The organism is Pseudorhizobium halotolerans, assembly GCF_902153235.2.
Taxonomy (GTDB): Bacteria; Pseudomonadota; Alphaproteobacteria; order Rhizobiales; family Rhizobiaceae; genus Neorhizobium; species Neorhizobium flavum.
This window is the reverse complement of record NZ_CABFWE030000007.1, coordinates 23,981-49,155: the sequence shown is the minus strand read 5'-3', so window position 1 is coordinate 49,155 and position 25,175 is coordinate 23,981. Positions and strand designations below refer to the sequence as shown.

Annotated in this window: 25 protein-coding genes and 1 tRNA gene; 13 read left to right on the top strand and 13 right to left on the bottom strand. The window is 62.6% G+C overall.

All coding sequences use genetic code 11. The features are described from left to right. Positions 1–142 precede the first annotated feature (142 nt). Positions 143–1,087 carry a nucleoside hydrolase gene (locus tag FN060_RS13130; RefSeq protein WP_142588532.1) on the top strand — a complete coding sequence of 315 codons (945 nt, stop codon included), beginning with the start codon at positions 143–145 and terminating at the stop codon, positions 1,085–1,087. Here FN060_RS13130 and FN060_RS13125 read toward each other — a convergent pair. Next, a complete protein-coding gene (locus FN060_RS13125; protein WP_142588531.1) occupies positions 1,084–1,983 on the bottom strand; it encodes a ribokinase in 900 nt (299 codons plus the stop codon). The two genes, FN060_RS13130 and FN060_RS13125, sit on opposite strands and share 4 nt — an antisense overlap. A 51-nt stretch (positions 1,984–2,034) precedes the next feature. After that, entirely contained in the window at positions 2,035–3,234 is a 1,200-nt protein-coding gene (locus FN060_RS13120) for a DNA recombination protein RmuC (RefSeq protein WP_142588530.1), read from the bottom strand. A gap of 124 nt (positions 3,235–3,358) precedes the next feature. Between FN060_RS13120 and def the strand changes: the two genes are divergently transcribed. From def to truA, 3 genes are all read left to right on the top strand, one after another. After that, positions 3,359–3,871: a peptide deformylase gene (gene def, locus FN060_RS13115; RefSeq protein WP_142588529.1), complete on the top strand. Its 513-nt coding sequence runs from the start codon at positions 3,359–3,361 to the stop codon at positions 3,869–3,871. 63 nt (positions 3,872–3,934) lie between these two features. Then, positions 3,935–4,870, top strand: a complete 936-nt coding sequence (gene fmt / locus FN060_RS13110; RefSeq protein ID WP_142588528.1) for a methionyl-tRNA formyltransferase — start codon at positions 3,935–3,937, stop codon at positions 4,868–4,870. Beyond that, positions 4,870–5,628: a tRNA pseudouridine(38-40) synthase TruA gene (truA, locus tag FN060_RS13105; protein ID WP_077547463.1), complete on the top strand. Its 759-nt coding sequence runs from the start codon at positions 4,870–4,872 to the stop codon at positions 5,626–5,628. The genes fmt and truA overlap by 1 nt, the downstream gene beginning before the upstream one ends. A gap of 3 nt (positions 5,629–5,631) precedes the next feature. On the opposite strand, the gene FN060_RS13100 is transcribed toward truA, so the two are convergent. From FN060_RS13100 to dapD, 3 genes are read right to left on the bottom strand one after another with little or no spacing between them, the layout of a single operon-like run. Next, positions 5,632–6,228 carry a hypothetical protein gene (locus tag FN060_RS13100; protein WP_142588527.1) on the bottom strand — a complete coding sequence of 199 codons (597 nt, stop codon included), beginning with the start codon at positions 6,226–6,228 and terminating at the stop codon, positions 5,632–5,634. Next, positions 6,212–7,408: a succinyl-diaminopimelate desuccinylase gene (dapE, locus tag FN060_RS13095; RefSeq protein ID WP_142588526.1), complete on the bottom strand. Its 1,197-nt coding sequence runs from the start codon at positions 7,406–7,408 to the stop codon at positions 6,212–6,214. The genes FN060_RS13100 and dapE overlap by 17 nt, the downstream gene beginning before the upstream one ends. 9 nt (positions 7,409–7,417) lie before the next feature. Next, positions 7,418–8,272 (bottom strand): 2,3,4,5-tetrahydropyridine-2,6-dicarboxylate N-succinyltransferase, encoded by an 855-nt coding sequence (dapD, locus tag FN060_RS13090; protein WP_142588525.1) that lies wholly within the window; start codon positions 8,270–8,272, stop codon positions 7,418–7,420. Positions 8,273–8,408: 136 nt separating this feature from the next. On the opposite strand from dapD, the gene FN060_RS13085 reads away from it, so the two are divergent. Continuing rightward, positions 8,409–9,269 (top strand): LOG family protein, encoded by an 861-nt coding sequence (locus FN060_RS13085; protein WP_052636675.1) that lies wholly within the window; start codon positions 8,409–8,411, stop codon positions 9,267–9,269. Positions 9,270–9,333: 64 nt separating this feature from the next. Here the strand turns inward: FN060_RS13085 and FN060_RS13080 are convergent, their stop codons facing one another. Continuing rightward, on the bottom strand, positions 9,334–9,957 hold the full coding sequence (locus tag FN060_RS13080; protein WP_142588524.1) for an EF-hand domain-containing protein: 624 nt from the start codon (positions 9,955–9,957) through the stop codon (positions 9,334–9,336). Positions 9,958–10,060: 103 nt separating this feature from the next. Then, positions 10,061–10,771, bottom strand: coding sequence for a pyrimidine 5'-nucleotidase (locus tag FN060_RS13075; protein ID WP_142588523.1), 711 nt, complete (start codon positions 10,769–10,771; stop codon positions 10,061–10,063). 102 nt (positions 10,772–10,873) lie between these two features. Here FN060_RS13075 and FN060_RS13070 point away from each other — a divergent pair, with 102 nt between their 5' ends. Beyond that, positions 10,874–11,788, top strand: coding sequence for a DMT family transporter (locus FN060_RS13070; protein WP_142588522.1), 915 nt, complete (start codon positions 10,874–10,876; stop codon positions 11,786–11,788). On the opposite strand, the gene argB is transcribed toward FN060_RS13070, so the two are convergent. The 5 genes from argB to rpmH form a co-directional block, all read right to left on the bottom strand. Continuing rightward, positions 11,789–12,676: an acetylglutamate kinase gene (gene argB / locus FN060_RS13065; RefSeq protein WP_077547470.1), complete on the bottom strand. Its 888-nt coding sequence runs from the start codon at positions 12,674–12,676 to the stop codon at positions 11,789–11,791. It abuts the gene before it with no gap. Between the two features lie 63 nt (positions 12,677–12,739). Then, positions 12,740–13,402, bottom strand: coding sequence for a ribosome biogenesis GTP-binding protein YihA/YsxC (gene yihA / locus FN060_RS13060; RefSeq protein ID WP_142588521.1), 663 nt, complete (start codon positions 13,400–13,402; stop codon positions 12,740–12,742). 121 nt (positions 13,403–13,523) lie between these two features. Next, positions 13,524–15,317, bottom strand: a complete 1,794-nt coding sequence (yidC, locus tag FN060_RS13055) for a membrane protein insertase YidC (RefSeq protein WP_183949984.1) — start codon at positions 15,315–15,317, stop codon at positions 13,524–13,526. Continuing rightward, positions 15,314–15,706 (bottom strand): ribonuclease P protein component, encoded by a 393-nt coding sequence (gene rnpA, locus FN060_RS13050; protein ID WP_077547473.1) that lies wholly within the window; start codon positions 15,704–15,706, stop codon positions 15,314–15,316. The genes yidC and rnpA overlap by 4 nt, the downstream gene beginning before the upstream one ends. 27 nt (positions 15,707–15,733) lie before the next feature. Beyond that, complete coding sequence (gene rpmH, locus FN060_RS13045) at positions 15,734–15,871, bottom strand: 50S ribosomal protein L34 (RefSeq protein WP_052636689.1); 138 nt, start codon at positions 15,869–15,871, stop codon at positions 15,734–15,736. Positions 15,872–16,329: 458 nt separating this feature from the next. Between rpmH and FN060_RS13040 the strand changes: the two genes are divergently transcribed. From FN060_RS13040 to FN060_RS13025, 4 genes are all read left to right on the top strand, one after another. Beyond that, a complete protein-coding gene (locus tag FN060_RS13040; RefSeq protein ID WP_142588519.1) occupies positions 16,330–18,408 on the top strand; it encodes a HAMP domain-containing methyl-accepting chemotaxis protein in 2,079 nt (692 codons plus the stop codon). A 152-nt stretch (positions 18,409–18,560) separates the two neighbouring features. Next, positions 18,561–20,057 (top strand): sensor histidine kinase, encoded by a 1,497-nt coding sequence (locus tag FN060_RS13035; RefSeq protein WP_142588518.1) that lies wholly within the window; start codon positions 18,561–18,563, stop codon positions 20,055–20,057. A 131-nt stretch (positions 20,058–20,188) separates the two neighbouring features. After that, a tRNA-Arg gene (locus tag FN060_RS13030) sits at positions 20,189–20,265 on the top strand. A 178-nt stretch (positions 20,266–20,443) separates the two neighbouring features. Continuing rightward, the gene (locus tag FN060_RS13025; RefSeq protein ID WP_142588517.1) at positions 20,444–21,157 is read left to right on the top strand and encodes an SDR family oxidoreductase; all 714 of its coding nucleotides are present in this window, start codon (positions 20,444–20,446) and stop codon (positions 21,155–21,157) included. Between the two features lie 51 nt (positions 21,158–21,208). Here FN060_RS13025 and FN060_RS13020 read toward each other — a convergent pair whose 3' ends face one another. Then, on the bottom strand, positions 21,209–22,135 hold the full coding sequence (locus FN060_RS13020) for a tetratricopeptide repeat protein (protein ID WP_142588516.1): 927 nt from the start codon (positions 22,133–22,135) through the stop codon (positions 21,209–21,211). Positions 22,136–22,354: 219 nt separating this feature from the next. Here FN060_RS13020 and pyrC point away from each other — a divergent pair, with 219 nt between their 5' ends. The 3 genes from pyrC to FN060_RS13005 all read left to right on the top strand — a co-directional run bounded on the left by pyrC (position 22,355) and on the right by FN060_RS13005 (position 25,174). Beyond that, on the top strand, positions 22,355–23,395 hold the full coding sequence (pyrC, locus tag FN060_RS13015; RefSeq protein WP_142588515.1) for a dihydroorotase: 1,041 nt from the start codon (positions 22,355–22,357) through the stop codon (positions 23,393–23,395). 87 nt (positions 23,396–23,482) lie between these two features. Beyond that, entirely contained in the window at positions 23,483–24,178 is a 696-nt protein-coding gene (locus FN060_RS13010) for an orotate phosphoribosyltransferase (protein WP_142588514.1), read from the top strand. A gap of 54 nt (positions 24,179–24,232) precedes the next feature. After that, the gene (locus tag FN060_RS13005) at positions 24,233–25,174 is read left to right on the top strand and encodes a carbohydrate kinase family protein (protein WP_142588513.1); all 942 of its coding nucleotides are present in this window, start codon (positions 24,233–24,235) and stop codon (positions 25,172–25,174) included. The last annotated feature ends 1 nt before the right edge of the window (position 25,175 follow it).

Sequence of the window (25,175 nt, the reverse complement as noted above, 5' to 3'; positions counted from 1 at the left end):
CAACTCCGGCCCTCAATGGCGCCGGCCACGGCCGAAATATGGGAACGCCGCGCCTTAAACGCAAGCATGGACAGAAGGCGGATCCATTGCCTCAGGCGTTCTGGCGGTGTAGCTACACGCCGGACAGAAACGGGGCTCCAGCATGGCACAGCGTAGGAAGATCATCATCGACACCGATCCGGGACAGGATGATGCCGCCGCGCTCATGCTAGCGTTCGCCAGCCCCGATGAACTGGATGTACTAGGCCTCTGCGCGGTAGCGGGAAACGTGCCGCTCTCACTGACCAGCCGGAATGTGAGGATCGTCTGCGAACTCTGCGGGCAATCCGACATGCCGGTCTTCGAAGGCGCAATGCACCCGATCCTGCGCAAGCAGGTCACAGCCGAGCACGTTCATGGCCGCACCGGCCTGGATGGTGCGGAACTGCCGGAACCCAACATGGCGGTGCGCTCGCAGCATGCGGTCGACTTCATCGTCGAAACGGTGATGCGCGAGCCAGCCGGTAGCGTCACTCTGTGCACGCTCGGTCCGCTGACCAATGTTGCGCTCGCACTGCAGATGGAGCCGGCCATTGCCGGCCGCGTGAGGGAACTGGTGATGATGGGCGGCGGCTTCTTCGAAGGCGGCAACATCACGCCCGCTGCCGAATTCAACATCTATGTCGATCCGGAAGCGGCCGCGGCAGTCTTCGGATCGGGCATTCCGATCGTGATGATGCCGCTCGACGTCACGCATCAACTCCTGACCCGCAAGGACCGCGTGGCGAAGATCGCCGCGCTCGGCACGCGTCCGGCACAGGTGCTGGTAGACTGGCTCGCCTTCTTCGAGCGTTTCGACGAGGAGAAGTACGGTTCCGATGGCGGTCCGCTGCACGACCCGACCGTCATCGCCTACCTGCTGAAGCCGGAGCTCTTCTCCGGTCGCCACTGCAATGTCGAGATCGAGACGCAGTCCGAGTTGACGGTCGGCATGACCGTCGTCGACTGGTGGCGGGTTTCCGGGCGCAAACCGAACGCCATGGTCATGCGACACGTCGATGCCGACGGCTTCTTCGATCTGCTGACGGAGCGTGTCGGTCGGCTCTAGAGGCGGCTGGCCACGTCCGCCGCAGTCGGTATGGACGGCTGCGCTCCCGGCTTTAGGCAGGCGAGCGAGCCGGCAATGGCGGCGCGCCGCAAGGCTTCTGCGAAGGTGAGACCGCTATCAATGCCGGCGGCGAGATAGCCGCAAAATGTATCGCCGGCGCCTACCGTGTCTACCGGCTGGATGTCGAGGCCGTGTGCATGAAACAGCTGGCCGTCCTGCGCAGCGACCACGCCTTCGGCCCCGAGCGTCACGATCACTGTCTGCCCCGTCTCGGCATGCATCTTCCGCAGCAGGTCTTCCCGCTCGTTGGGCCGCAGATCCGCCTGGCCCGCGAGGAGCTCGAACTCGGTCTCGTTGGTGATGACCACGTCGGCGAGTTTCGCCAGTCTTGCAGCATCCGCCGTGAGCGGCGCGGTGTTGAGGATCGACCGGATGCCTTTCGCCTTCGCCGCCTGCAGTGCCGCCTCGACGGCAGCCGCCGGAACTTCCAGCTGGAGCATCAACACGTCTTCCGCCGACATCGCCTTGACCGCCGCGCGGGCCTGTCGCTCGTTAACAGTTCCGTTCGCCGCCGCAACGACGGCAATCATGTTCTCACCAGTGCCACCCACCAGAATGAGAGCCGTACCTGTTGGACCGTCAACATGATCGACGGCGGCCAGGTCGACACCCGCCTGATCGAGAAGTGAAAGCGCCGGCTTGGAAAACCCGTCCTTGCCGACGGCCCCTACCATGCGCACGAAGCTCCCGGCCCGCCGTGCAGCCAGCGCCTGATTTGCGCCCTTGCCACCGGCGGCTGTGGCGAAGCTGGTTCCGGCCACCGTCTCACCCGGTTCCGGCAGGCGTTCGGTGTTGGCGATCAGGTCCATGTTGATGGATCCGAAGACGGTGATCATGGCTGCTCTTTCTGCATCGTCAGAATTTGCTGGCGACACTGCCCGAGCCGCTTACTCCTCGTCAACCACCCGCAGCTTCAGGAGCCCGGTCCGGCTTTCCACCGCGCGAGGCTCGTCGGGTTCGCCTGTCGCCTCGACCGCCTGCTCGAGTTCGAGCGCACCAATCTTCGCTCCGCGCCGGACGAGTTTGTCCGACGAGGTGAGGATCTGGTCGACATCCCGCTGCGCCGCCAGGAAATGCCCCTGCAGCTTGCGGGTCCTGTCGTCGAGCCGTGACAGGTCCTCCATCAGGAGTGCCACTTCGGCCTGTATCAGGTGCGCCTGCTCGCGCATCCTCTGATCCTTGAGCACCGCCTGGATGACCTGGATAGAAAGCATCAGCAGCGAGGGTGAGACGATCACCACCTTCAGCCGCTGGGCCTTCTGCACCACGCCGTCGAAATGCTCGTGGATCTCCGCGAAGATGGACTCCGACGGTACAAACAGGAAGGCCATGTCCTGTGTCTCGCCGGTGATGAGGTATTTCTCGGCAATATCCCGGACATGAACCTCGAGATCACGACGGAACTGTACTGCAGCTGCCTTGCGCGCCTCGGGCGCCGCTGTATCGCGAAACGCATTCCACGCCTCCAGCGGGAACTTCGCGTCGATCACCAGCGGCGATGCGCCATTTGGCATTCGCACGAGACAGTCAGGCCGCTTGCCGTTGGAAAGCGTGGCCTGGAATTCGTAGGCGCCCATCGGCAATCCGTCCGCGATGATTGCTTCCATCCGCCCTTGCCCGAAGGCACCGCGCGTCTGCTTGTTCGACAGGATCGCCTGCAATCCGACCACATCCTTCGCCAGGGTCTGGATATTGCTCTGTGCCGCGTCGATGACCGCGAGCCGTTCCTGCAGCAGGCGAAGGTTTTCATGCGTCGATTTCGTCTGTTCGGTGATCGTGCTCCCGAGCCGGTGGGTCATGCCGTCCAGTCGCTGGTTCACCGCATGATTGAGTTCCGCCTGCTTCTGGGAGAGCGTCTCTGCCATGGTCACAAGCCGTCCCTGCATCTCCGCCTGTGACCGCATCAGCTCTGCGAGGCGGGCCTCCGACTGGGCGGCCTGTCGTGCCTGCTCTGCACTCCTGCGGCGCGAACTGAGAGCAAGTCCGACGGCTGTTAGGCAGAGTGCTGCGAAGAAAACTGCGAGGAGCCAGACGGCGTTGGAGGAATCGGCTGCAAGATCCTGGAGGATTGGGGTGAGGCTGTTCATGCCGACACACTAGCAGAAATGATTTGCGCGGAAAGATCAAATCGTGAACATTCTTCCTTCTGCTGTTGCCGCTGGTCAGCGGCAATCCTGTTCCATCCGGCAAAAAGATGCGCTATGGGAGGCCATGACCATCAAGCCCCTCATCATCCTTCCCGACCCGATCCTGCGCCAGGTTTCCCAGCCGGTGGAGCAGGTCGATTCCGAAATCACGCGTCTCGCCGACGACATGCTGGAGACGATGTATGACGCGCCGGGCATAGGGCTTGCGGCGATCCAGATCGGTGTGCCCCGCCGCCTGCTGGTGATCGACGTCTCCAAGGAGGATGAGGACAACTCGCCGCTCGTATTCATCAACCCGCAGATCGTCGCGTCGTCCGACGAGCGTTCGGTCTACGAGGAGGGGTGTCTTTCCATTCCTGACTATTATGCGGAAGTGGAGCGACCGGCTGCGGTGACGGTGGACTATATCGATCGCGAGGGAAAGCAGCAGACGCTCCAGGCTGATGGCCTCCTGGCGACCTGCCTTCAGCACGAGATCGATCACCTGAACGGCGTCCTCTTCATCGATCACATCTCGCGCCTCAAGAGGGAGATGGTGATCAAGAAGTTCACCAAGGCTGCCCGCGCCCGCGCGTAAAAGCGGGCCACGCGGGGTCAACGAACATGGCGGCAGCAGCCGCCGGCAAGGAGCGCACGCAGCATGGCGCTACGCATCATCTTCATGGGAACGCCAGAGTTTTCGGTTCCGACGCTCCGCGCGCTGAAGGACGCCGGCCACGACATCGTGGCGGTCTACAGCCAGCCGCCGCGTCCAGGTGGACGCCGTGGACTGGACCTGCAGAAGTCCCCCGTCCACCAGGCGGCAGAGCTTCTGGGTATCCCGGTCTTTACACCTTTGAACTTCAAGGATGAGGCTGACCGCGAGCAGTTCCGCAGCTTCACGGCTGATGTGGCGGTGGTCGTCGCCTACGGCCTGCTGCTGCCGGAGGCAATCCTCAACGGCACGAGGCTTGGATGCTACAACGGCCACGCCTCTCTGCTGCCGCGCTGGCGCGGCGCCGCACCGATCCAGCGCGCGATCATGGCCGGCGACAGGAAGACCGGCATGATGGTCATGAAGATGGAGAAGGGGCTGGACACCGGCCCCGTTGCGCTCACCCGCGAGGTGGAGATCGGCGAGAACACCACGGCTGGCGAACTCCACGATCAGTTGATGCTGGTTGGCGCCCGCGCCATGGTGGAGGCGATGCAGCGACTGGAAGAGGGCGACCTGCCGCTGACGTCGCAGCCGGAAGAGGGCGTCCTCTATGCCTCCAAGATCGACAAGAACGAGACGCGCATCGACTTCTCTCGACCGGCTCGCGAGGTGCACAATCACATTCGGGGCCTTTCCCCCTTTCCGGGGGCATGGTTCGAGGTCGAGTTCACTGACCGTCCCGAGCGCATCAAGGTGCTCTCCTCGGAACTTGCCGAGGGGCAGGGTGCTGCTGGCGCGGTTCTTGACGAGAGGCTCGCCATTGCCTGCGGCAGCGGCGCACTCCGACTGACGCGGCTGCAGAAGGCCGGCGGAAGGCCGCTGGCGGCCGCAGACTTCCTGCGCGGAACACCGCTTCCCGCCGGCACGAGGCTTGGCTGATGCCGCGTTTCCGCATGACCGTGGAATATGACGGTACGACCTATGTCGGCTGGCAGATGCAGGAGAACGGCCACTCGGTCCAGGCTGCACTCCAGAACGGCATCCTGTCGCTGACCGGGGAGACCGTCTCCATCCGCGGTGCCGGACGGACGGATTCGGGCGTGCACGCCATAGGCCAGGTGATCCACGCTGACCTGACGCGCGACTGGAAGCCCTACACGCTTCGCAACGCCTTGAATGCGCATCTCGGCATGGCAGGTGAGAAGGTTGCCGTCATCGAGGTCGCGGCGGTGGACGAGAGCTTCGACGCCCGCTTCTCGGCGGTCAGGCGGCACTATCTCTACCGCATCATCAACCGCCCGGCTCCATTGGCACTTGAAGCCAACCGTGCCTGGTGGGTGCCCAAGCCTCTCGATCACGATGCCATGCATGCCGCCGCCCAGATGCTGGTCGGCCACCATGACTTCACCACCTTCCGCTCTGCCCACTGCCAGGCGACCAGTCCGGTTCGCACCCTCGATCGGCTGGACGTGACGAGGCAGGGGGACTTGATCGAGATCCGCGCGTCCGCGCAGAGCTTCCTGCACAACCAGATCCGCTCCTTTGCCGGCACGCTGAAGCTCGCGGGCGAGGGGAAGATGTCGCCTGCCGATGTACGAGCAGCGCTGGAGGCAAGGGATCGGAAGGAATGCGGGCCGGTGGCGCCCCCCGAAGGTCTCTACTTCATGAAGGTCGACTATCCCGGCGACGAAGCGTGAGCTTCAGCCCGGATAAATGCCGAGAAAGCGCTCCAGCGTATCCGACAGCAGCATGGTCGGCACGATCAGCACCATGGTCAGCGTTGCCACCATCAGCGGGCTGGGCCCGCAGATGGTCCTGAAGATGCGCGATATGGAAAAGACCAGGCCGATCATCAGTGCGAGCCAGATCAGCGACAGCAAGCCTGTCAGTCCCGGCGCGAACAACAGGAGAAGGCTGAGCACCGCATAGGCGTAGGCAAAGGGCACGGACAGCCAGTTTACCGCCACGGCCATTGCGTAATACTTCCGACCGAGCCCAAGTCCCCAGGCCATCAGGCCGACCAGCACCAGCGGCACGATCCAGTTGGCGAGTTCGAGCATGGCCAGGCGCAGGAAGAACATGCCGCCTACTTCCGTGTCGCTGGGCATACCGCGCAGGAAGAGCGCGCGCCACCAGAACCATGAGATGGCCATCGCCGGCAGGCACCAGATGATCGCCCAGAAGGAACGCATGAGGCCGCGGTCGGAAATGTCGAGGCGGCGCAGGCCGGCGGCATCCCCGCGGATGACCTGCCAGAGGCCGCCGAGGTAGAACCTGACCTCAAGCGCTCCGGGCATGCGCAAACCAGTTGGCGATGAAACTGCCGTAGATATTCGTGAGCGTCTCGAGGTCCTCGACCGACACGCGCTCATCGACCATGTGCATGGTCTGCCCGACGAGGCCGAACTCGACGACCGGGCAATAGTCCTTGATGAAGCGGGCGTCGGAGGTTCCTCCCGTGGTGGAGAGGGCAGGGCGCCGACCGGTGATCTTTTCCACCGCCAGCGACAGGGATTCGATCAGCGCGTCGTTTCGCGTCAGGAAGACATGGCTCGGCCGCTCGTTCCAGACGATCTCGTAGCGCACCGGGTCACGCCCCGGCCGAAGGCTGCCTTCGGCCGCTGCCGCTTCCAGCCTGCGGATGATCTCGGACTGAAGGCTGTCCGCGGTCCAGGTATCGTTGAAGCGGATGTTGAACGCAGCCGTGGCCTTGGCCGGGATGACGTTCACGGCCGGGTTGCCGGTGTCGATCGTCGTGACCTCGAGGTTGGACGGCGGAAAGTTCGTGGTCCCGTGGTCGAACGGCTCGTCCATCAGCGCGTGCGTGAGTTGCAGCAGGCCGCGGATCGGATTGTCCGCAAGATGCGGATAGGCGGAATGACCCTGGACGCCCTGCACCGTGATGCGACCCGACAGAGACCCTCGCCGGCCGATCTTGATCATGTCCCCCAGCACATCGGGATTGGTCGGCTCGCCGACGAGGCAGGCGTCCCATTTCTCGCCCTTCTCTGCCGCCCATTGCAGCAGCTTGTCGGTGCCGTTGATCGCCGGTCCTTCCTCGTCGCCGGTGATCAGGAAGGAGATGGACCCTTCCGGCGCACCATGCTTCTCGATGTGACGCGCCACCGCCGCCACAAAGCAGGCGATACCACCCTTCATGTCCACCGCGCCGCGGCCGAACAGCATTCCGTCGGAGATCTCTGCCGCGAACGGCGGATGGGACCAGTCTGCCTCGTTGCCGGGGGGAACCACATCCGTGTGACCAGCAAACATGAGGTGCGGTCCGCCGGAACCGATCCGGGCATACAGGTTCTCGACGTCCGGCGTCCCCTCCGCCCGCGCCACAACCCGCTCCACCTTGAAACCGAGGGGCGCAAGCATCGCCTCGAGCACCGAAAGCGCACCGCCTTCCGCCGGAGTGACCGAAGGGCAGCGAATGAGCGCCTGGAGATTGTTGACGGGATTGGTGGCGGACATGGGCTCTGATCAGTCCCGCAGAAGTTCGTTGATACCGGTCTTGGAGCGGGTCTTCTCATCGACGCGCTTGACGATGACGGCGCAATAAAGGCTCGGACCCGGTTCGCCGTTAGGGAAGGGCTTGCCCGGTATCGTGCCGGCGACCACCACCGAATAGGGAGGCACTTCGCCATAGGTGATCTCACCAGTGGCGCGGTCGACGATCTTGGTGGACTTGCCGATGAAGACGCCCATGCCAAGGACCGATCCTTCGCGGATGATGCAGCCTTCGACGACTTCCGAGCGGGCACCGATGAAGCAGTTGTCCTCGATGATGGTAGGTCCGGCCTGCATCGGCTCCAGTACGCCGCCAATGCCGACGCCACCGGAAAGGTGTACGTTCTTGCCGATCTGGGCGCAGGAGCCGACCGTTGCCCAGGTGTCGACCATCGTCCCTTCGCCGACATAGGCGCCAAGGTTCACGAAGGAGGGCATCAGCACGACGTTTGGTGCGATGAAGGCGGAGCGGCGGACCACGGCATTCGGCACGGCCCGAAACGCGGCCGCTCGGAACTCGCTCTCGCCCCAGCCCTCGAACTTCGAAGGTACCTTGTCCCACCACGTAGACTGGCCCGGTCCACCCTTGACCACTTCCATGTCGTTGAGGCGGAACGACAGGAGCACCGCTTTCTTCAGCCACTGGTTGACCTTCCACGTGCCGTCGGCCTGGCGCTCGGCGACGCGGGCCTTGCCTGAATCGAGCAGGTCGAGTGCCGTATCGACGGCGTCGCGGATTTCTCCCTTTGTGGAAACAGATACGCCGTCTCGTTGTTCGAAGGCGGTCTCGATCGAGGTTTCCAGGGAGGCGAGATCCGTGCTGCTCATGGGAAGTCCTTAACGTCGCTTGCGTAGGATGGTCGGGATGGTCGGCGGCTGGCCAAATGATGGTAATTGATCTAAGCGACCGCCACCGCACCGTCAACGTGAATTGGCGCCTCGCGTCGGACTTGAAAGGCAGGACATGGCGAAGATGAAGAAGGATGGCCCGCGGCGCAAGGATGGCGTCTGGGATCCGTTGAAGGACAGTTCGACCGACCGGCGGAGCGCCGCCGGCGTGCCCCAGACGCCGCAGTCCATGTCGCCCTCCTATCGCCTCGCCTATGCCGACGACGACTTCATGTTGCGCGAGGAACTGCGTCCCGTTCGCCTTCAGCTGGAGCTCCTGAAGGCTGAAATGATCCTCGCCGAGCGGCGTATAAGATCCACGGTCGTGCTGTTCGGCGGAGCACGTATTCCGGCGCCGGGGCAGGCCGCCTGGGCAGCCCGCAACGAGACCCAGCGCCAGAACCTTGAGGCGGCCTCCGCCTATTACGAGGAGGCGCGCAAATTCGCCCATCTCTGCGCCTTGCACGGTGAGAAATATGACCATCAGGAATACGTCGTGGTGACCGGCGGCGGCCCGGGCGTGATGGAGGCCGGAAATCGCGGAGCATCCGAGGCCGGAGCGCCTACGGTCGGCTTCAACGTAGTGCTACCACACGAGCAGGCGCCGAACCGTTACGTCACGCCCGATCTCAGCCTCAACTTCCATTACTTTGCGATCCGCAAGATGCACCTGATGATGCGCGCCAAGGCAATCGCCATCTTTCCCGGCGGTTTCGGCACGCTGGACGAGATGTTCGAGGGGCTGACGCTCATCCAGACCGGCCGCATGGAGCGCATCCCCTTCATCCTTTTCGGCAAGGAGTTCTGGCACCGGATCGTCAACTGGCAGGCGCTGGCCGATTTCGGGACCATTGCCCCGGAGGATATCGACCTCATCAGCTTCGTCGAGACAGCGGACGAGGCCTGGAAGATCATCGGCGACTTCTACGAACACTAGAGGAAAAGAAACCCGCCCCTGGCGGTGGGGCGGGTTCAACGACGTGCCGTTCTAATCGGGGCGATTAGAAGGGGCGGTCCGGCATGTCGTCGATGGTGATCACGCCGTCGCCATTGCGGTCCATGCGGGTAAACAGCTTGTCCACGGCGGCAGTGACCTCGGCCTTGCTGAACTGGCCGTTTTCGTCGGTGTCGGCCTGGCGAACCAGGTGGAAGCCACCCATCTGGCCTCCCATTCGGCCGTGGTGCATCCCCCACCGTCCGCCGTCATGGCGACGCTCGCCGCGCTCTCCGCGCAGGCCTTGGTGCATGTCATCGTTATCCTGACGGCTCTCGGCCATCTCCTTGCGGCGCTCTTCACGCCGTTCGGCCCTTTCCTTGCGGACGTCTTCCATCTTGGCGTCGCGATAAGTGCGTAGTTCACCAGGGATCAGGTTGCCGTCGTTGTCGGCGTCAATCTCGCTGAACAGGGCATCCTGCCTTGCCGCAACCTCCTCCTTGGTGATCTTCGCATCCTTGTTGGCATCTGCCGTCTTCAGCAGGCGGACGAACATCATCTCCTGCATCATGCCGCCTCTGCCGGCTTGCCGGCCGGGGCCATCCCGCCCAGGGCCTGCGAAGCTCGGCAGGGCGGTGCCGGCGACCAGGACTGCGGCGAGCGATGCCAGTACGATCTTGCGGGTCTTCATGGAGAGGCTCCTTCCTCGGTTGCTCTATAGCCTCAAGCTATGGCCAGCCCGCTGGAAGAACCACTTAAACATCGGTAATCTGGATGAACTTTCGGTAAGGTCGTCAGCCCGCGGTGAGAGCGGCTAGGAAGGCCTGGAGGTCATCCGTGAGGTAGTCGATGTGGTCGTCCTCCTCCGAAAACACCTCCCAGCGCTCGATCAGGACGTCGTCCAGGTTGCGTGGCGTCAAAAGCACGGTGCGCATGCCGAGCGCCTTCGGAGCCTTGAGGTTGCGCGGCAGGTCCTCGAACATGGCGGCATGGCGTGTATCCACGCGATGGAGATTGGCGAACTTGTCATAGGTCTCGCCGGCCGGCTTCGGCACGTAGTCCGCGGCGACGATGTCGAAGATGTCGTCGAAGTGGTCGAGAATTCCGAGCGCCCGCGCAGCCGCCTCGGCATGAGGAACACTTCCGTTCGTGAAGATGAACTTGCGGCCGGGCAGTGCCTTGATTGCCTTTCCGAGTTCCGGATGCGGCAGCAGCGCCGAATAGTCGATCGCATGCGCCCTCTCCAGGAAGTCGTTGGGATCGATGTTGTGGTTCAGCATCAGACCCTGCAGGGTTGTTCCATGCTCGTGGTAGTAACGCTTCTGCAACGCACGGGCTTCATCCGGCTCAAGCTGCAAGAGCTCAGCCACGAAGGCGCTCATGTTCTGGTCGATCTGGGCAAACAGGTTGACGTGGTGGGGGTAGAGCGTGTTGTCGAGGTCGAATACCCAGTCCCGGACATGGGCGAAATCGGCGGCGACAGGCGTAGTCTTCGGCTTGGTCATGCCGCCTTATGCACCGTCCGGCAGGGAAAGAAAACGGCAAACTCCAGTGCCGCCGGAAAGTGATCTTGGCGAAGCGCTGCGGGAGTGGTAGCGGCCAATGGCATGGAACTCTGGATACCGATCACCATTGGCGCAGCCTTTCTGCAGAACATGCGCTCGACCCTTCAGAAGCATCTGCGCGGCCGCCTGAACACAACGGGTGCGACCTTCGTGCGCTTCGGCTACGGCGTCCCGTTTGCGCTCGCCTACATGGCAATCCTGCACTATGGCCTCGGCCGGCCGATGCCTTCCCCGAACCTGCCCTTCTGGCTCTGGTCGATCACCGGCGGCCTGGCGCAGATCGGTGCTACCTTCCTTCTCGTCTATATCTTCGCCTTCCGGAACTTCGCTGTCGGCACGGCCTATTCGCGCACGGAACCGGCGCAGGCTGCTCTTGTCGCTCTCGTATTGGTCGGCGAGACGGTGACCGTGGGTACGGTGATCGCGATTGCGATCTCGGTTGTCGGCGTCATGCTGATTTCGGTGGCAAGGACCGAGCTGACCGCGAAGTCGCTCATCACCTCCATCGGCAGCCGCACGGCCATCATCGGCCTGATGTCGGGCTTCCTCTTCGGCATCTCCGGTGTCTCCTACCGCTATGCATCCCTGTCGCTGGCGCCGAGTCTGCCCGTACCCGATCCTGTCGTTCAGGCCGGCTATACCCTGATGGTGGTGATCATCATGCAGGCGATCGCCATGCTCGTCTGGATCGTCCTGCGGGAGCGACAGGAACTCAGCAGGGTCGTCGGGGCCTGGCGACCGGCCTTGCTGGTCGGTTTCGTGGGCGCAACCGCCTCCTTCGGCTGGTTCACAGCCATGACGCTCCAGCCGGCAGCCGTCATCAAGGCGCTGGCGCAGGTGGAAATGCTCTTCACCTTCGCGTCGTCCGTGTTCATCTTCAAGGAGCACATCAACCGGCTGGAGTTCACCGGCTGCGTGCTGATCGTGCTGGGGATCCTGGCGCTGGTCCTTATCTGATCAGGGAACGATCAGCGTTCCGGCGCCATGCTCGGTGAAGATCTCGAGCAGGACGGAATGCGCCGTCTTGCCGTTGAGGATGACAACACCCTGCACGCCCGCCTTGATCGCATCGATGCAGGTCTCGACCTTTGGGATCATCCCGCCGGAGATTGTGCCGTCCTTGATCAGCGCCTGTGCCTGGGCGACCGAGAGTTCCTTGATGAGCTGCTTGTCCTTGTCGAGGACGCCTGGGACGTCCGTGAGGAACAGCAGGCGCGTCGCGCGCAGCGCGCCGGCGATGGCACCAGCAAAGGTGTCGGCGTTGATGTTGTAGGTCGCGCCGTCTCGGCCTGGAGCAACGGGCGCGATGACGGGAATCATCTCCGACTTTGCCAACAGGTCGAGCAAGGTCCGGTCCACCTCCACCACTTCGCCGACGAAGCCGAGATCCAGCACCCGTTCGATGTTGGAGTCCGGATCGACGATAGTCTTCTTAGCCTTCTCGGCGAAGACCATGTTGCCGTCCTTGCCGCAAAGTCCGATGGCCCATTCGCCCGTCTGGTTGATGAGCGCGACGATCTCCTTGTTGATCGAGCCGGCCAGGACCATCTCGACGATCTCGACGGTCTTCGCATCGGTGACCCGCAGTCCACCTTCGAACTTGGATTCAATGCCCATCTTGTTGAGCATCGCACCGATCTGCGGCCCACCGCCATGGACAACGATCGGGTTGACGCCGGATTGCTTTAGAAGTGCGATGTCGGCCGCGAACGCTTTGCCGAGTTCGGTGTCGCCCATGGCATGGCCGCCATACTTCACCACGATTGTCTTGTTCTCGTAGCGCTGCATGTAGGGCAGCGCCTGGGCCAGAAGTTTCGCCTGGAGTTCGCTGTCGGTCGCGCTCATGGGAATCCCTGTGATTTGGTTCGGCGCGTTCTAGCGCAGGTTTGGAGCAGATGGAACACGTCGTCAGACGGTTGAGTAGCCAACTGTCCTTGCAATGGTATGGCGCAGCTCGTCCAGCCCTTTTCCCTTCTCCGAGGAGGTGGCGATGATCTCGGGATAGGCGGCCGGCCGCTTGCGGATCTTCTCCGCAGTCTCGGAGATCAGCCGCGGGACGCCGGCCTCCTTGATCTTGTCGGTCTTGGTGAGGACGATCTGATAGGACACGGCAGCCTTGTCGAGCAGATCCAGGACCTCCTCATCGTTCTTCTTGATGCCGTGGCGGCTGTCGATCAGCACATAGACCCGCTTCAGTGTCGCGCGTCCGCGCAGGTAGTCGAAGACGAGCTTCGTCCAGGCATCCACCTGGTCCTTAGGCGCCTGGGCATAGCCATAACCCGGCATGTCGACGAGCGCCATTGGCGGCAGGTCGCCGCCTTCGCCGGAGTAGCCTTCAGGTACGAAATAATTGAGCTCCTGCGTGCGGCCGGGCGTGTTCGACGTTCGCGCAAGGCCCCTGTGGCCGACGAGGGCGTTGATAAGCGACGACTTCCCGACATTGGAGCGTCCAGCGAATGCTACTTCCAGCGGGCCTTCCGGCGGCAGGAATTTCAGCGAAGGTACGCCGCGGATGAAGATCCAGGGGCGGCCGAAGAGCGGCTTCTCGTCCGGTGTCGTGGTCGCGGGCATCAGTCTCGTCCTGTCGATGTGAAAGGCGGGCTTCGGTTTTTTGGCCCTGCTTGTCAAGTTGCGACCGCACCACGGACGCCTGCAAAGAGAAAAGCCCCGGTGTGGCCGGGGCTTTTCAAGGTTACTTATTGGTCGCCGGCTTTCGTCGGAAAAGGCCCTTGATGTTATCGAAGAGCTCGATCTTCGCTCCGTGCCGCTTCATGATCAGCGCCTGCTGCATGATGGACAGCGTGTTATTCCACGCCCAGTAGATCACGAGGCCTGCCGGGAACGTCGCCAGCATGAAGGTGAAGATCAGCGGCATCCAGTTGAAGATCATCGCCTGGGTCGGATCCGGCGGGGTCGGGTTCATGCGCATCTGCAGCCACATGGTGATACCCATGATAAGCGGCCATACGCCGATCATCAGGAAGGATGGGACATCGTAGGGCAACAGGCCGAACAGGTTGAACAGCGACGTCGGATCGGGAGCCGAGAGGTCCTGGATCCAGCCGAAGAACGGCGCATGCCGCATCTCGATCGTGACGTAGATCACCTTGTAGAGCGCGAAGAAGACCGGGATCTGCAGGAGGATTGGCCAGCAACCCGCGATCGGGTTGATCTTCTCCTCCTTGTAGAGCTGCATCATCGCCTGCTGCATGGCCATGCGGTCGTCGCCATGCTTGGCTTTCAGCTCTTCCATCTTCGGCTGCACGCGCTTCATGTTGGCCATGGAGGCATACTGCTTGCTGGCCAGCGGGAAGAAGATCGCCTTGACGACGATCGTCGTCATCAGGATCGCCACGCCGAAGTTTCCGAAATAGCGGAAGAAGAAGTCCATCAGGTGGAACATCGGCTTGGTGATGAAGTAGAACCAGCCCCAGTCGATCAAGAGCTCGAAGCGCGGGATCGAATACTGCTCCTCATATTGGTCGACCAGAGGCACTTCCTTGGCGCCGGCGAAGACCAGGTTCTTCACTTCTGCTGACTGGCCAGGCTCCACCGTCACCGTATCGCTGCGGAAATCCGCCTGGAAGCGTGGCTGTCCGTCGGTGAAATGGGTGAAGCGCGACTCGAAGGGCAGCGACTGTGGCGGAACGAGCGTGGCCGCCCAGTACTTGTCGGTGATGCCGAGCCAGCCGCCGGTCGCCTTCGCGTTGGTGATCGCCTCCTCTTCGACGTCGCCGTAGCTTTCCTCGATGAGGCCGTTCTCGCCGAGCACGCCGATGAAGCCTTCATGGATGACGTAGACGGAAGGGGTCGCCGGCTTGTTGTAGCGGGTGACGCGTCCGTACGGGGCAACTGCCACCGCCTCGCCGGTCGGATTCTGGATCTGGTCGGTGACGGTGATCAGGTAGTGCTCATCGATCGAGATGGTCCGGTTGAAGGCCACACCCCTGTCGTTGGTGAAGCTCAGCACAACCGGGCTGTCGACCGAGAGCGTCTCGCCGCTGGCAAGCGTCCATTGCGTGCCGGGGCCGGGGACCGGACCTGACGTCTCGCTCTGGACGTAGCCGAGTTCGGTGAAGTAGCCGCCACTGGTGTTGGCCGGTGAGAAGAGAGTGATGATCGGGCTCTCGTCGTCGACGGTCTCGTGGTACTCGCGCAGCCTCAGGTCGTCGAAGCGGGCGCCGACGAGGTTGATCGAGCCGGAAAGCGCGGGCGTGTCGATGGCGACGCGAGGAGTTGCCGCCACCGCCTGCTCGCGGTTCTGCGTCGCCTCCGCCTGGTTTGCGCCGGGAAGGGGGCCGGTGGCAGTCGCCCCGGGGCTTTCCGGCGTCACCGGCTGCGCGCTTTCACCCTGCAGGGCCCGCTGCGCCTCCAGGGCGCGCTGTTGCGCTTCCATCCTCGGGTTCATGTAGAGGAATTGCCAGGCAAGGACGATCACTACCGAAAGGGCGATCGCGATGAAGTAATTGCGGTTTTTTTCCATCATGCTTTCCTGGAACGGGTCTCCTCGGACCGCCTCGGTCTCGACCGGTCTTCTATGCGTTCGGCGAGTTGTGCAGCCAGTTCTGCGAACGGTACCGTCAGGACCTCCCGTCGCGCGACAATGACATAGTCGTGTCCGGCTTTCATTGCAAACCCGGCGCTCTGCCGCACGGCCTCCTTGAGGCGCCGGCGCATGCGGTTACGCTCGACGGCGTTACCGTGCTTCTTGGTCACTGTGAAGCCGGCCCGGGGTGGCGTATCGGGCTCCTGCCGGTCAAGGACCTCGAGAAGGAAGGTGCGGCCCCGGCGGCTCTCGCCCTTGCGCACGGCAAGAAACTGCGGCCGGCTTTTCAGCCGCCCGACAGTCGATTTCATTTTCTTCTCGGTCGTCATTGCCCGTTTGTCGGGCACGTCCGGCCCTTAGGCCGAGAGGCGCTTGCGACCGCGTGCGCGACGAGCTGCAAGAACCTTGCGGCCACCATTGGTCGCCATGCGGGCACGAAAGCCATGGCGGCGCTTGCGGACAAGCTTGGACGGTTGATAGGTACGCTTCGACATTTATTTAAATACCGCGGTGTGCGGCCCTTCTTGATTGCCTTGCGGCAACAGCGTTTCGTAAAAACGTCCGCCAATAGCTCACGCTCGCGCGAGCCGGGGAGGCTGAACGTGCGCCGCTTATAAGAGAACTGGGCGACAGGAGTCAATCGTCGGGCGATCAAAGAGACCAGGCGGTGAGATGGAAAGGTGGTCGACCAATTGTTCCACCGGGCACTGCTCGCAATCTCGCTTTCCCTAAAGTGAGGGATGAAAATTCGCAGTCCGCCGCGAAATGTAGGGCTTCTAGGGAAAAATCTCCGTCTGAACAGTCACTTGGAGGAATTGAGGGCCGGGAAAATCGGCCTGACCAGTCCATAGCCTCAAGCATTTCTTAATAGCTGCCTGTCATTTCTGGCCCTCAATCGTCAGGGTACTCGGTACGGGCCTGATTGGTAGCTGTGGCTGGAAAAGGGAATGCGATGAGAATCCGAGGTAAGATCAACCTGCTCGTGGGCCTCATGAGCGCTGTAACGCTGATAATTGGCGGCATATCTATTTTTGCGCAGACGGAATCCCGTTCTCTCATGCAGAGCTACGAGGCGGCGGCACATCGGGCCCATATGGGTGAGAGCCTGAACAGGCTGGTGACGGCGGTCGTCATGGATGCCCGCGGTATCTATGCATCCGATACGAAGGAACAAGCCGCCAAGTTCGGTGATGGCCTTCTGACGAGCCTGCAGAAGATGGACGAACTGCTGGCCGACTGGAAGACCGAGGTTCCGGATCATCAGCGGGCTTCTTTCGAGAACCTTCTTACGAGAGCTGCTGAGTTCAAGGCGTTCCGTTCGGAGACGGTCCGGCTCGGCACCGAAATCGGTCCGGAAGCGGGCAATGAGCAGGGCAACAACGAGGCGAATCGTGCTAACCGCAAGGCTTTCCAGGCAGAGATCGATGCCGTCGTACAAGCCGATCTCGCCGAGCTTGAGGCCGTGGATGCGCAGGTCACGCAATTCGGGCGAATGATCGTTCTCACTCTGTCCGGAATCACTCTCTTTGGTGTCGTCGCCGGTGCGGGATTCGGCCTCTACATCGGTCGCCGCCAGCTGAGCGGTCCGATCCTGGACCTCACTGCCGCGATGAAGAGCGTCGCCGATGGCCAGTTCGAGACAGATATCCCCGGCCGCGGCCGCGTCGACGAGATCGGCGAGATGGCCGATGCCGTGGAGATATTCAAGCAGAACGGCATCCAGGTCGCCCACATGAACGAACAGGAAAGCGGAAGTCGGGCGCGCAGCGACGAACTTCGCTCGCGGATGGAAGCGGTCGTCGGTGCCGCAGCCGAGGGCGACTTCAGCAAGCGGATCGACAAGCGCTTCGGCGAGGAGAGCCTCGACAACTTTGCTCGCAACGTCGACAGCCTGATGGACACGGTCGAGGCCGGCGTCTCCGAGACCGGACGTGTGGTCAAGTCTCTCGCCCAGGGCGATCTTACCCAGACCATGTCGGGCAGTTTCCGCGGTGCCTTCGCGGAACTCCAGGTGAACGTCAACGCGGCTGTCGCCAGCCTGCGTGAAGCCATGCAGAACGTGCGGGTCAGCTCCGGCACGATCAACAGCAGTTCCAACGAGTTGAGCAGCGCAACGAACGACCTCTCGAAGCGCACCGAACAGCAGGCTGCCGCCCTCGAGGAAACCTCGGCAGCACTCGACGAGATCACGGCCGTAGTCCGCACCTCGACCGAGCGCGCCCAGGAGGCTACGGTCATGGTGGGCGAGGCGAAGGAAAGCGCCGTCCAGTCCGGTGCCGTCGTCCGCAGCGCGGTGGAGGCCATGGGCCGCATCGAGCAGGCGTCCCACGAAATCGCCCAGATCACCAACGTGATCGATGAGATCGCCTTCCAGACGAACCTGCTGGCGCTCAACGCCGGTGTGGAAGCTGCGCGCGCCGGAGAGGCCGGCAAGGGCTTTGCCGTCGTCGCCCAGGAGGTACGCGAGCTCGCACAACGTTCTGCCGCGGCCGCCAAGGACATCAAGGGCCTCATCACGAAGTCGGGCGAGGAGGTTGCCGGTGGCGTTCGTCTGGTCCAGAAGACGGGCGAGGCATTGTCCGAGATCGAGGCGCGCGTCCTGCGGATCAACGACCATATCCATTCGATCGCCGTTGCCGCGAAGGAGCAGGCGACGGGTCTGCAGGAGGTAAATACGGCCATCAACCAGATGGATCAGGTGACGCAGCAGAACGCCGCCATGGTCGAGGAGACTTCGGCAGCAACGCAGAAGCTGTCCTCTGAAGCCGGCGGATTGTTCTCGATGGTCTCGCAGTTCCACCTCGGAGAGGCAGGCGCCGCCCAGAGCCATTCGGCAACGGTGTCGGCTACGGCCTCGAAACCGTCGGCCTCCAGGACCACGGCAAAGCCGGCACGTGCCGCATCCGAGATCGATCGGCCGCGTGCTTCGCCTGCACGGGCAATGACGGGGGCGATCGCCAAGGCTCTTGGCATTGGCGGAGCCGCGACGGCGGCAGCCGCCGCACCCGATGCCGACTGGGAAGAATTCTGAACGTCAACGCATCGCTAAAACCTGCGCAGGTCGAGGATTCCCTCGGCCTGCTTCTGTTTGTACGGGGTGCAAAACCTGCTAAAAGGACTTGGGGCGCGCGGTGGTTGGATGCGGCCGCCAGAGGGGTTTGGTGGCAACGACTGGAGATCCGCATGAGCGGAGACGCCGAGACAGAGACTGACGCATCGCCGGAGCGTGAAGCCCCAGCGCGGATGCCGCCCCTTTTCCAGGGCCTTTCCGGGCGGCTGCTCTGGCTGACCGTCGCCTTCGTCATGCTCGCCGAAATCCTCATCTTTGCGCCCTCAGTGGCGGGAATGCGCATGAACTGGCTGCGGGACCGGCTCGATACGGCGGCGGCGGCCGGTGTGGTCATCGACGGTCTGCGGCCCTCCGAATTGCCCAGAAGCGTTCAGGACGACACGCTGCTGGCGACGGGCGCAAAGGTCGTCGCGCTGCGTAAGGATGGCACCTCGAGCTTGCTGGCCGCAGTCGATGCCCCACCCCAGATCGACGACCAGTACGACCTGTCGGATGTGTCGCTTCTCGTATCGATCCGCGACGCGATGCAAACCCTGTTCTTCGGCGGTGGGCGGGTGATGCGCGTTCTGGGACCGATCGGCGAGACGGACATGATCATCGAAGTGGTGATGACCGACGACGCCCTGCGCAAGGACATGCTCGACTATGCGCAGATGATGTTCGTTCTGTCGCTTGTGATCTCGCTGATAACCGCCGTGCTGATCTTCCTCGCCATCAACCGCATGATGATCCGGCCGATCCGTCACCTCGCGCGCAGCATGCAGATCTTCTCGGAGCGTCCCGAGGATCCGGGCCGGTTGTTCCGCCCCGATGCCGCCAGGGGCGAGCTTGCCGTGGCCGGGCGTCATCTCCTGGAAATGCAGGTCGAGCTGCAGCGAACCCTCAAGCAGCAGAAGAATCTCGCCGACCTCGGGCTGGCGGTCTCCAAGATCAACCACGACATGCGCAATATTCTTGCCTCTGCGCAGCTCATGTCAGACCGCCTCGTGGACGTCGACGACCCGATGGTGCGCAGCTTCGCGCCAAAGCTGCTGCGCACCATAGACCGCGCCGTCGGCTACACCAGCGAAGTGCTGTCCTACGGCCAGGCGAGTGAATCCGCGCCGAAGCGGCGCGTGCTGCGTCTGGCGGAACTGTGCCAGGACGTTCGGGACATGCTCGCGCTTGATGCCGAGACAGGCATAGAATTTCAGGATCAGATCCCGGTCGACCTCGAGATCGATGCCGACAGCGATCAGCTCTTCCGCGTGATCCACAACATCTGCCGGAACGCGGTACAGGCCCTGGTGATCTTCCATCCTGACGATCCGGCAACCATCCGGCGCATAACCCTCACGGCGCAGCGCGTCGGCAGCGTCGTCAGCATTACCATAGACGATACGGGGCCGGGAATGCCGCGCAAGGCGAAGGAAAACCTCTTCGCCGCTTTCCGGGGCTCGGCTCGCTCTGGCGGTACCGGGCTGGGGCTCGCCATTGCGCGCGAACTGGTGCTTGCCCATGGCGGCACCATCGCCCTGGTGGAGAAGCCCGGACCGGGCACGCAGTTCAGGATCGAGATTCCCGATCGCCCGGTGGCACTCGAAGACTACCGCGTCCGCGCCGGAGCTTGAAACTCCGTGACAATCGAGGCCTCGGCTCGTTGATTAGCAAAAAACGGGTTCACGTCGGAAAAGCGCTTGCAATCCATCGGAGGACGTTTTAGAGGATCGCCCACGCAAGCGACACGGTCGTTTCGCAGCACGCACCCGTAGCTCAGCTGGATAGAGCACCAGACTACGAATCTGGGGGTCAGGAGTTCGAATCTCTTCGGGTGCGCCATTCTTCCTTTTGATGTCTCGGCCTTGTGAGTGTCTTGCGGCCAGCCTGTCGAGCCGCAGGCCGTGTCATTCCGTCCTGTAAATTCCGGTCCTGAAGCCGCCATAGGCAAGCGCGAGTTGGTGGTGCTATAGCTTCAGCGAGAGCACATCCGGCGGATGTGCAGCGCCAGGGAGTTACGATGCAGGACGATTCGGAAAAGCCGGTTGCGTTGATCACCGGCGGTGGACGTGGGATGGGGGCGGCGATCGCGCGGGAGCTGCATGAGCGGGGCTACCGTCTGGCACTCATGTCGCCTTCGGAAAGCTGCGAGACCCTGGCCGCCGAACTCGGGGGCGTCGCGGTCCGCGGCGTTGCAGAAGAGGCTGCGGACATCCAGGCAGTCTTCGACCTCGCGATGACGAAATATGGTCGCATCGACGCGGTGGTCAATCATACCGGTCATCCACCGAAGGGCGATCTCCTGGACATCACGGACCAGCAGTGGACACTGGGTTCCGACATGATGGTGCTCAGCCTTGTGCGGATGGCGCGACTGGTCACTCCTGTCATGCTCAGACAGGGTCAGGGCGCCTTCGTCAACATCACGACCTTCGCCGCCTATGAACCCTCGCTGGTTTTTCCAGTCTCCTGCACCTATCGGGCGGCAGCGGGCGCCTTCACCAAGCTCTATTCCGACCGTTACGCTGCGAGCGGCATCAGGATGAACTGCATTCTCCCAGGCTACATCGACAGCCTCGACCACAAGCCGGAGACTGCCGACAAGGTGCCAATGAAGCGCATCGGGCTTGTGGAGGAGATAGCCAATACGGCTGCCTTCCTGCTATCCGATGGCGCAGGCTATATCACCGGGCAGAACATTAGGGTGGATGGCGGCCTCACGCGTCACGTCTGAGATCTTGCCTGAGCTGACTCAGGACGCGGCTCGCATCCAGTTCGGCGTCTATCAGATGCTCTTCGTGAGGATGGAGGGAGTCTCCATGTCGCCCTCCTTGAGGATGAGGGTGGTTACCCCTTCATCGAACTCGCTGACCTCCGGTGGCGCCAGAAGGCCCGAAGCATGCAGTTCGACAACCTTGTTGGCGGCGAACATGTCACCGCGCTCCGCCGCCTGGGCATACAGTTCGGCGGCCTGGGCGGCATCCGGTTCGATACCCTCGCCGGTCTCGAGCATAATGCCGAGGTTCACCATGGCATCCACGTTACCGCGTGCAACGGCGAGATCGTACCAGGCAATAGCCGTCTGGTCGTCCTCGGGAACCAGGTTTCCTTCATCGTGGATGACGGCGATGTTGAAAGCTGCCGTGTCGTCGCCGCCGGCTGCCGCAGTTTCGAACCAGGCGAGCGCCTTGGAGACGTCGACCTCGGTGCCGATCCCGTCGCGATAGGATACGCCCAAGTTGTAAGCCGCCAACACGCTCCCACCCTGGGCCGCTTCGCGATACATCTCAAATTCCGCGGGGTGGTCACCAAGACGGCCGAGAAGGATACCGAAGTTCACCTTGGCTGCCGGGTAGTCTGCCTGCGCGGCAGTTTGATAGGCCGACATCGCCTGATCGATTTCGTTGGCCTTGTTCAGCGCCCGTCCGAGTTGATAGGCAAAACGCGGATTGCCCGTGGCCTCGAATGCGAGCCGGCACGAATCGATTGCGCTGGCCGCGATTTCGGAGGTCTCGACGGCGCCGAAGGCCTTATTGCGTTGATTATCACTGGGGCTGCCGGCAAGCCGGTCGCACTCGTTCTGAAGGTTGAGCGAGGCGGCAGCAACGACATTCTCCTGCGCACCGGGAGACACTGACAGCGCCAGCAGCGCGACTGCGGTTCCTGTTGCAAGTGCAAATCCCTTGTTGACTTTCGAGACCGGGGATTTCATTGTGCGCTCCGATTCATTTCTTCTTCATTTTGCTTAACGAACGCCCAAGTCCGTGAGCGGTTCCTTTAATGCTAGGATCCGGCGGCGCTGCCTCAGGTATTTCCGATCACCATTTCGCGAGCCCCTGGGCACAGTTGGGGGTCTGCCGTTGCCCTTGGGCGTTGTTTCCGAGCACCCGTTGGTGCTATGCCGCCTCACTGATGACTGCGAGGCTCCCCTATGAAGACGCTCACCATCCGACGCCCTGATGACTGGCATCTCCACCTGCGCGATGGCGCCGTTCTGGAAGGGGTCATTGGCGACACCACCCGCCATTTCGCCCGCGCCATCGTCATGCCGAACCTCGTGCCGCCGGTTGTAACAACGGCAGACGCGGCAGCCTACCGCGAGCGGATAGTCGCGGCCCTGCCGGAAGGTGATCGCTTCGAGCCGCTGATGACGCTTTATCTGACGGAGGGGACCGATCCCGACGATGTTGCAGTCGGCAAGGAGAGCGGCCTCATCACCGCCGTGAAGCTCTATCCTGCCGGCGCCACCACCAACTCCAGCAGCGGCGTACGCGATATCGAGAAGGCGATGCCAGTTCTGGAGCGGATGGCTGAGATTGGCTTGCCGCTCTGCGTCCATGGTGAGGTGACGACGCCCGAGATCGACATCTTCGACCGCGAGGCCGTCTTCATCGAGACCGTCCTCGACCCGCTGCGCAAGCGCCTGCCGGAGCTGAAGGTGACGATGGAGCATGTCACCACCAAGGACGGCATCGACTACATCCGCGGCTCCTCCGGCAATCTTGCCGGCACGATCACCACCCATCATCTGATCATCAACCGCAACGCCATCCTCGTCGGCGGCATCCGCCCGCATTACTACTGCCTGCCGGTTGCAAAGCGCGAGCATCATCGGCTGGCACTGCGGGCTGCGGCGACGTCCGGCGACGCACGCTTTTTCCTAGGCACTGACTCCGCGCCGCATGTCGACCCCTTGAAGGAATGCGCCTGCGGCTGCGCCGGCATCTATACGGCGCCGAACACGATGAGCTGCCTTGCGCATGTCTTCGAGCAGGAGGATGCCCTTGACCGGCTCGAGGCCTTTGCCTGCCTCAATGGTCCGGCCTGGTACGGGCTCGCGCCGAACGCCGAGACGATCACGATGGTCCGTCAGGAGCAGCCGGTGATCTACCCGGCCAGACGCGAGACGGAGGCGGGAGCGATCACCGTGTTCGATCCGATGTTCCCGCTGCACTGGCAGGTGGTTCCCTGAGCCTTTGATCCGCCGGCGGGCCATCTGGCGCGTCGGGCGGCATGCTGCTATGGCGCTTGGAACCGAGCGACAGGAAGGAGCGGCAGCATGATCCAGACCAACTTTACGGACCGCAGCATCATGGCGGAACTGATGGCGAAGATGCTGTGGGAGATCGGTGCCGTCCACTTCAGCGCCGACAAGCCCTATAAGCTCTCCTCCGGCATGATGAGCCCCGTCTACATCGATTGCCGTAAACTCATCTCCTATCCCCGCATCCGTTCCACCATCATGGATTTCGCAGCCGCCACGGTCATGCGCGACGCCGGCTTCGAGAAATTCGATTGCGTCGCGGGTGGCGAGACCGCGGGCATTCCCTTTGCAGCCTTTCTTGCAGAGCGCCTCGGCCTGCCGATGATCTATGTCCGCAAGGCGCCCAAGGGCCACGGCCGCAATGCCCAGATCGAGGGTCACATGCCCGAAGGCGCTCGGGTGCTGGTGATAGAGGACCTGACCACGGCCGGTGGTTCCATGTTCAAGTTCATCGACGCCATCCGTGCCGCCGGCGGCACCGTCGACCACGGCATTGCCCTCTTCTTCTATGGCATCTTTCCGGAGGCCGAAGCGCGCTTCTCCAATGGTCAGGTCCAGCTCCACCACATCGCCACCTGGCGCAACGTGCTCGCGGTGGCGCGGACCGAGCGGCTCTTCAACGACAAGACACTTTCGGAAGTCGAAGCCTTTCTCGATGCGCCGCTTGCATGGTCGGGACGCAATGGCGGCGTAAGTGAGCTTTCGCTCTAGCCAATAGGCAAAAGCTCACGTATCGAAAGACGCGGCAGTTCTGGGAGGACCGACATGATCCTGTGTTGCGGCGAGGCTTTGATCGACATGCTACCGCGTGAAACGACGCTTGGCGAAAAGGGCTTTGCGCCCTATGCCGGCGGGGCCGTCTTCAATACGGCGGTCGCGCTTGGTCGGCTCGGCCAGCCGACTGGTTTCTTCACCGGTCTCTCGGACGACATGATGGGTGACATCCTGCGCGAAACGCTGCGCGCCAGCAATGTCGATTTCAGCTACTGCGCCACCCTCTCGCAGCCCACCACCATTGCCTTCGTGAAGCTCGTGCAGGGACAGGCGTCCTATGCCTTCTATGACGAGAACACGGCCGGACGGATGATCACGGAAGATCATCTGCCGGACCTGGGCGACGAGTGCGAGGCGCTCCACTTCGGCGCGATCAGCCTGATCCCGGAACCATGCGGCTCGACCTATGAGGCGCTCTTGAAACGCGAGCATCAGCGGCGCGTGATCTCGCTCGATCCCAACATCCGCCCCGGCTTCATCAGGGACAAGGCTTCGCACATGCTGCGCATTCGGCGGATGGCCGCCATGTCCGACATCCTGAAGTTCTCCGACGAGGATCTCGCCTGGTTCGGCCTGGACGGCGATACGGACGCACTTGCACGCCACTGGCTTCATCATGGCGCCAAGCTAGTCGTTGTCACGCGCGGAGCAGAAGGCGCGACAGGCTACACAGCAGATCATCGGGTTACGGTGCCGAGCGAGAAGGTAACGGTGGTGGACACCGTCGGTGCCGGAGATACCTTCGACGCAGGCGTACTCGCTTCGCTGAAGCTGCAAGGGCTCCTGACGAAGGCTCATGTGGCGAAGCTTACCGAGGCAGAGATCCGCAACGCCCTTTCGCTGGGTTCGAAGGCGGCAGCGGTAACGGTTTCGCGGGCAGGTGCTAATCCGCCATATGCGCATGAGGTTGGTTTGCCGGCCCCTCACGCCTAAC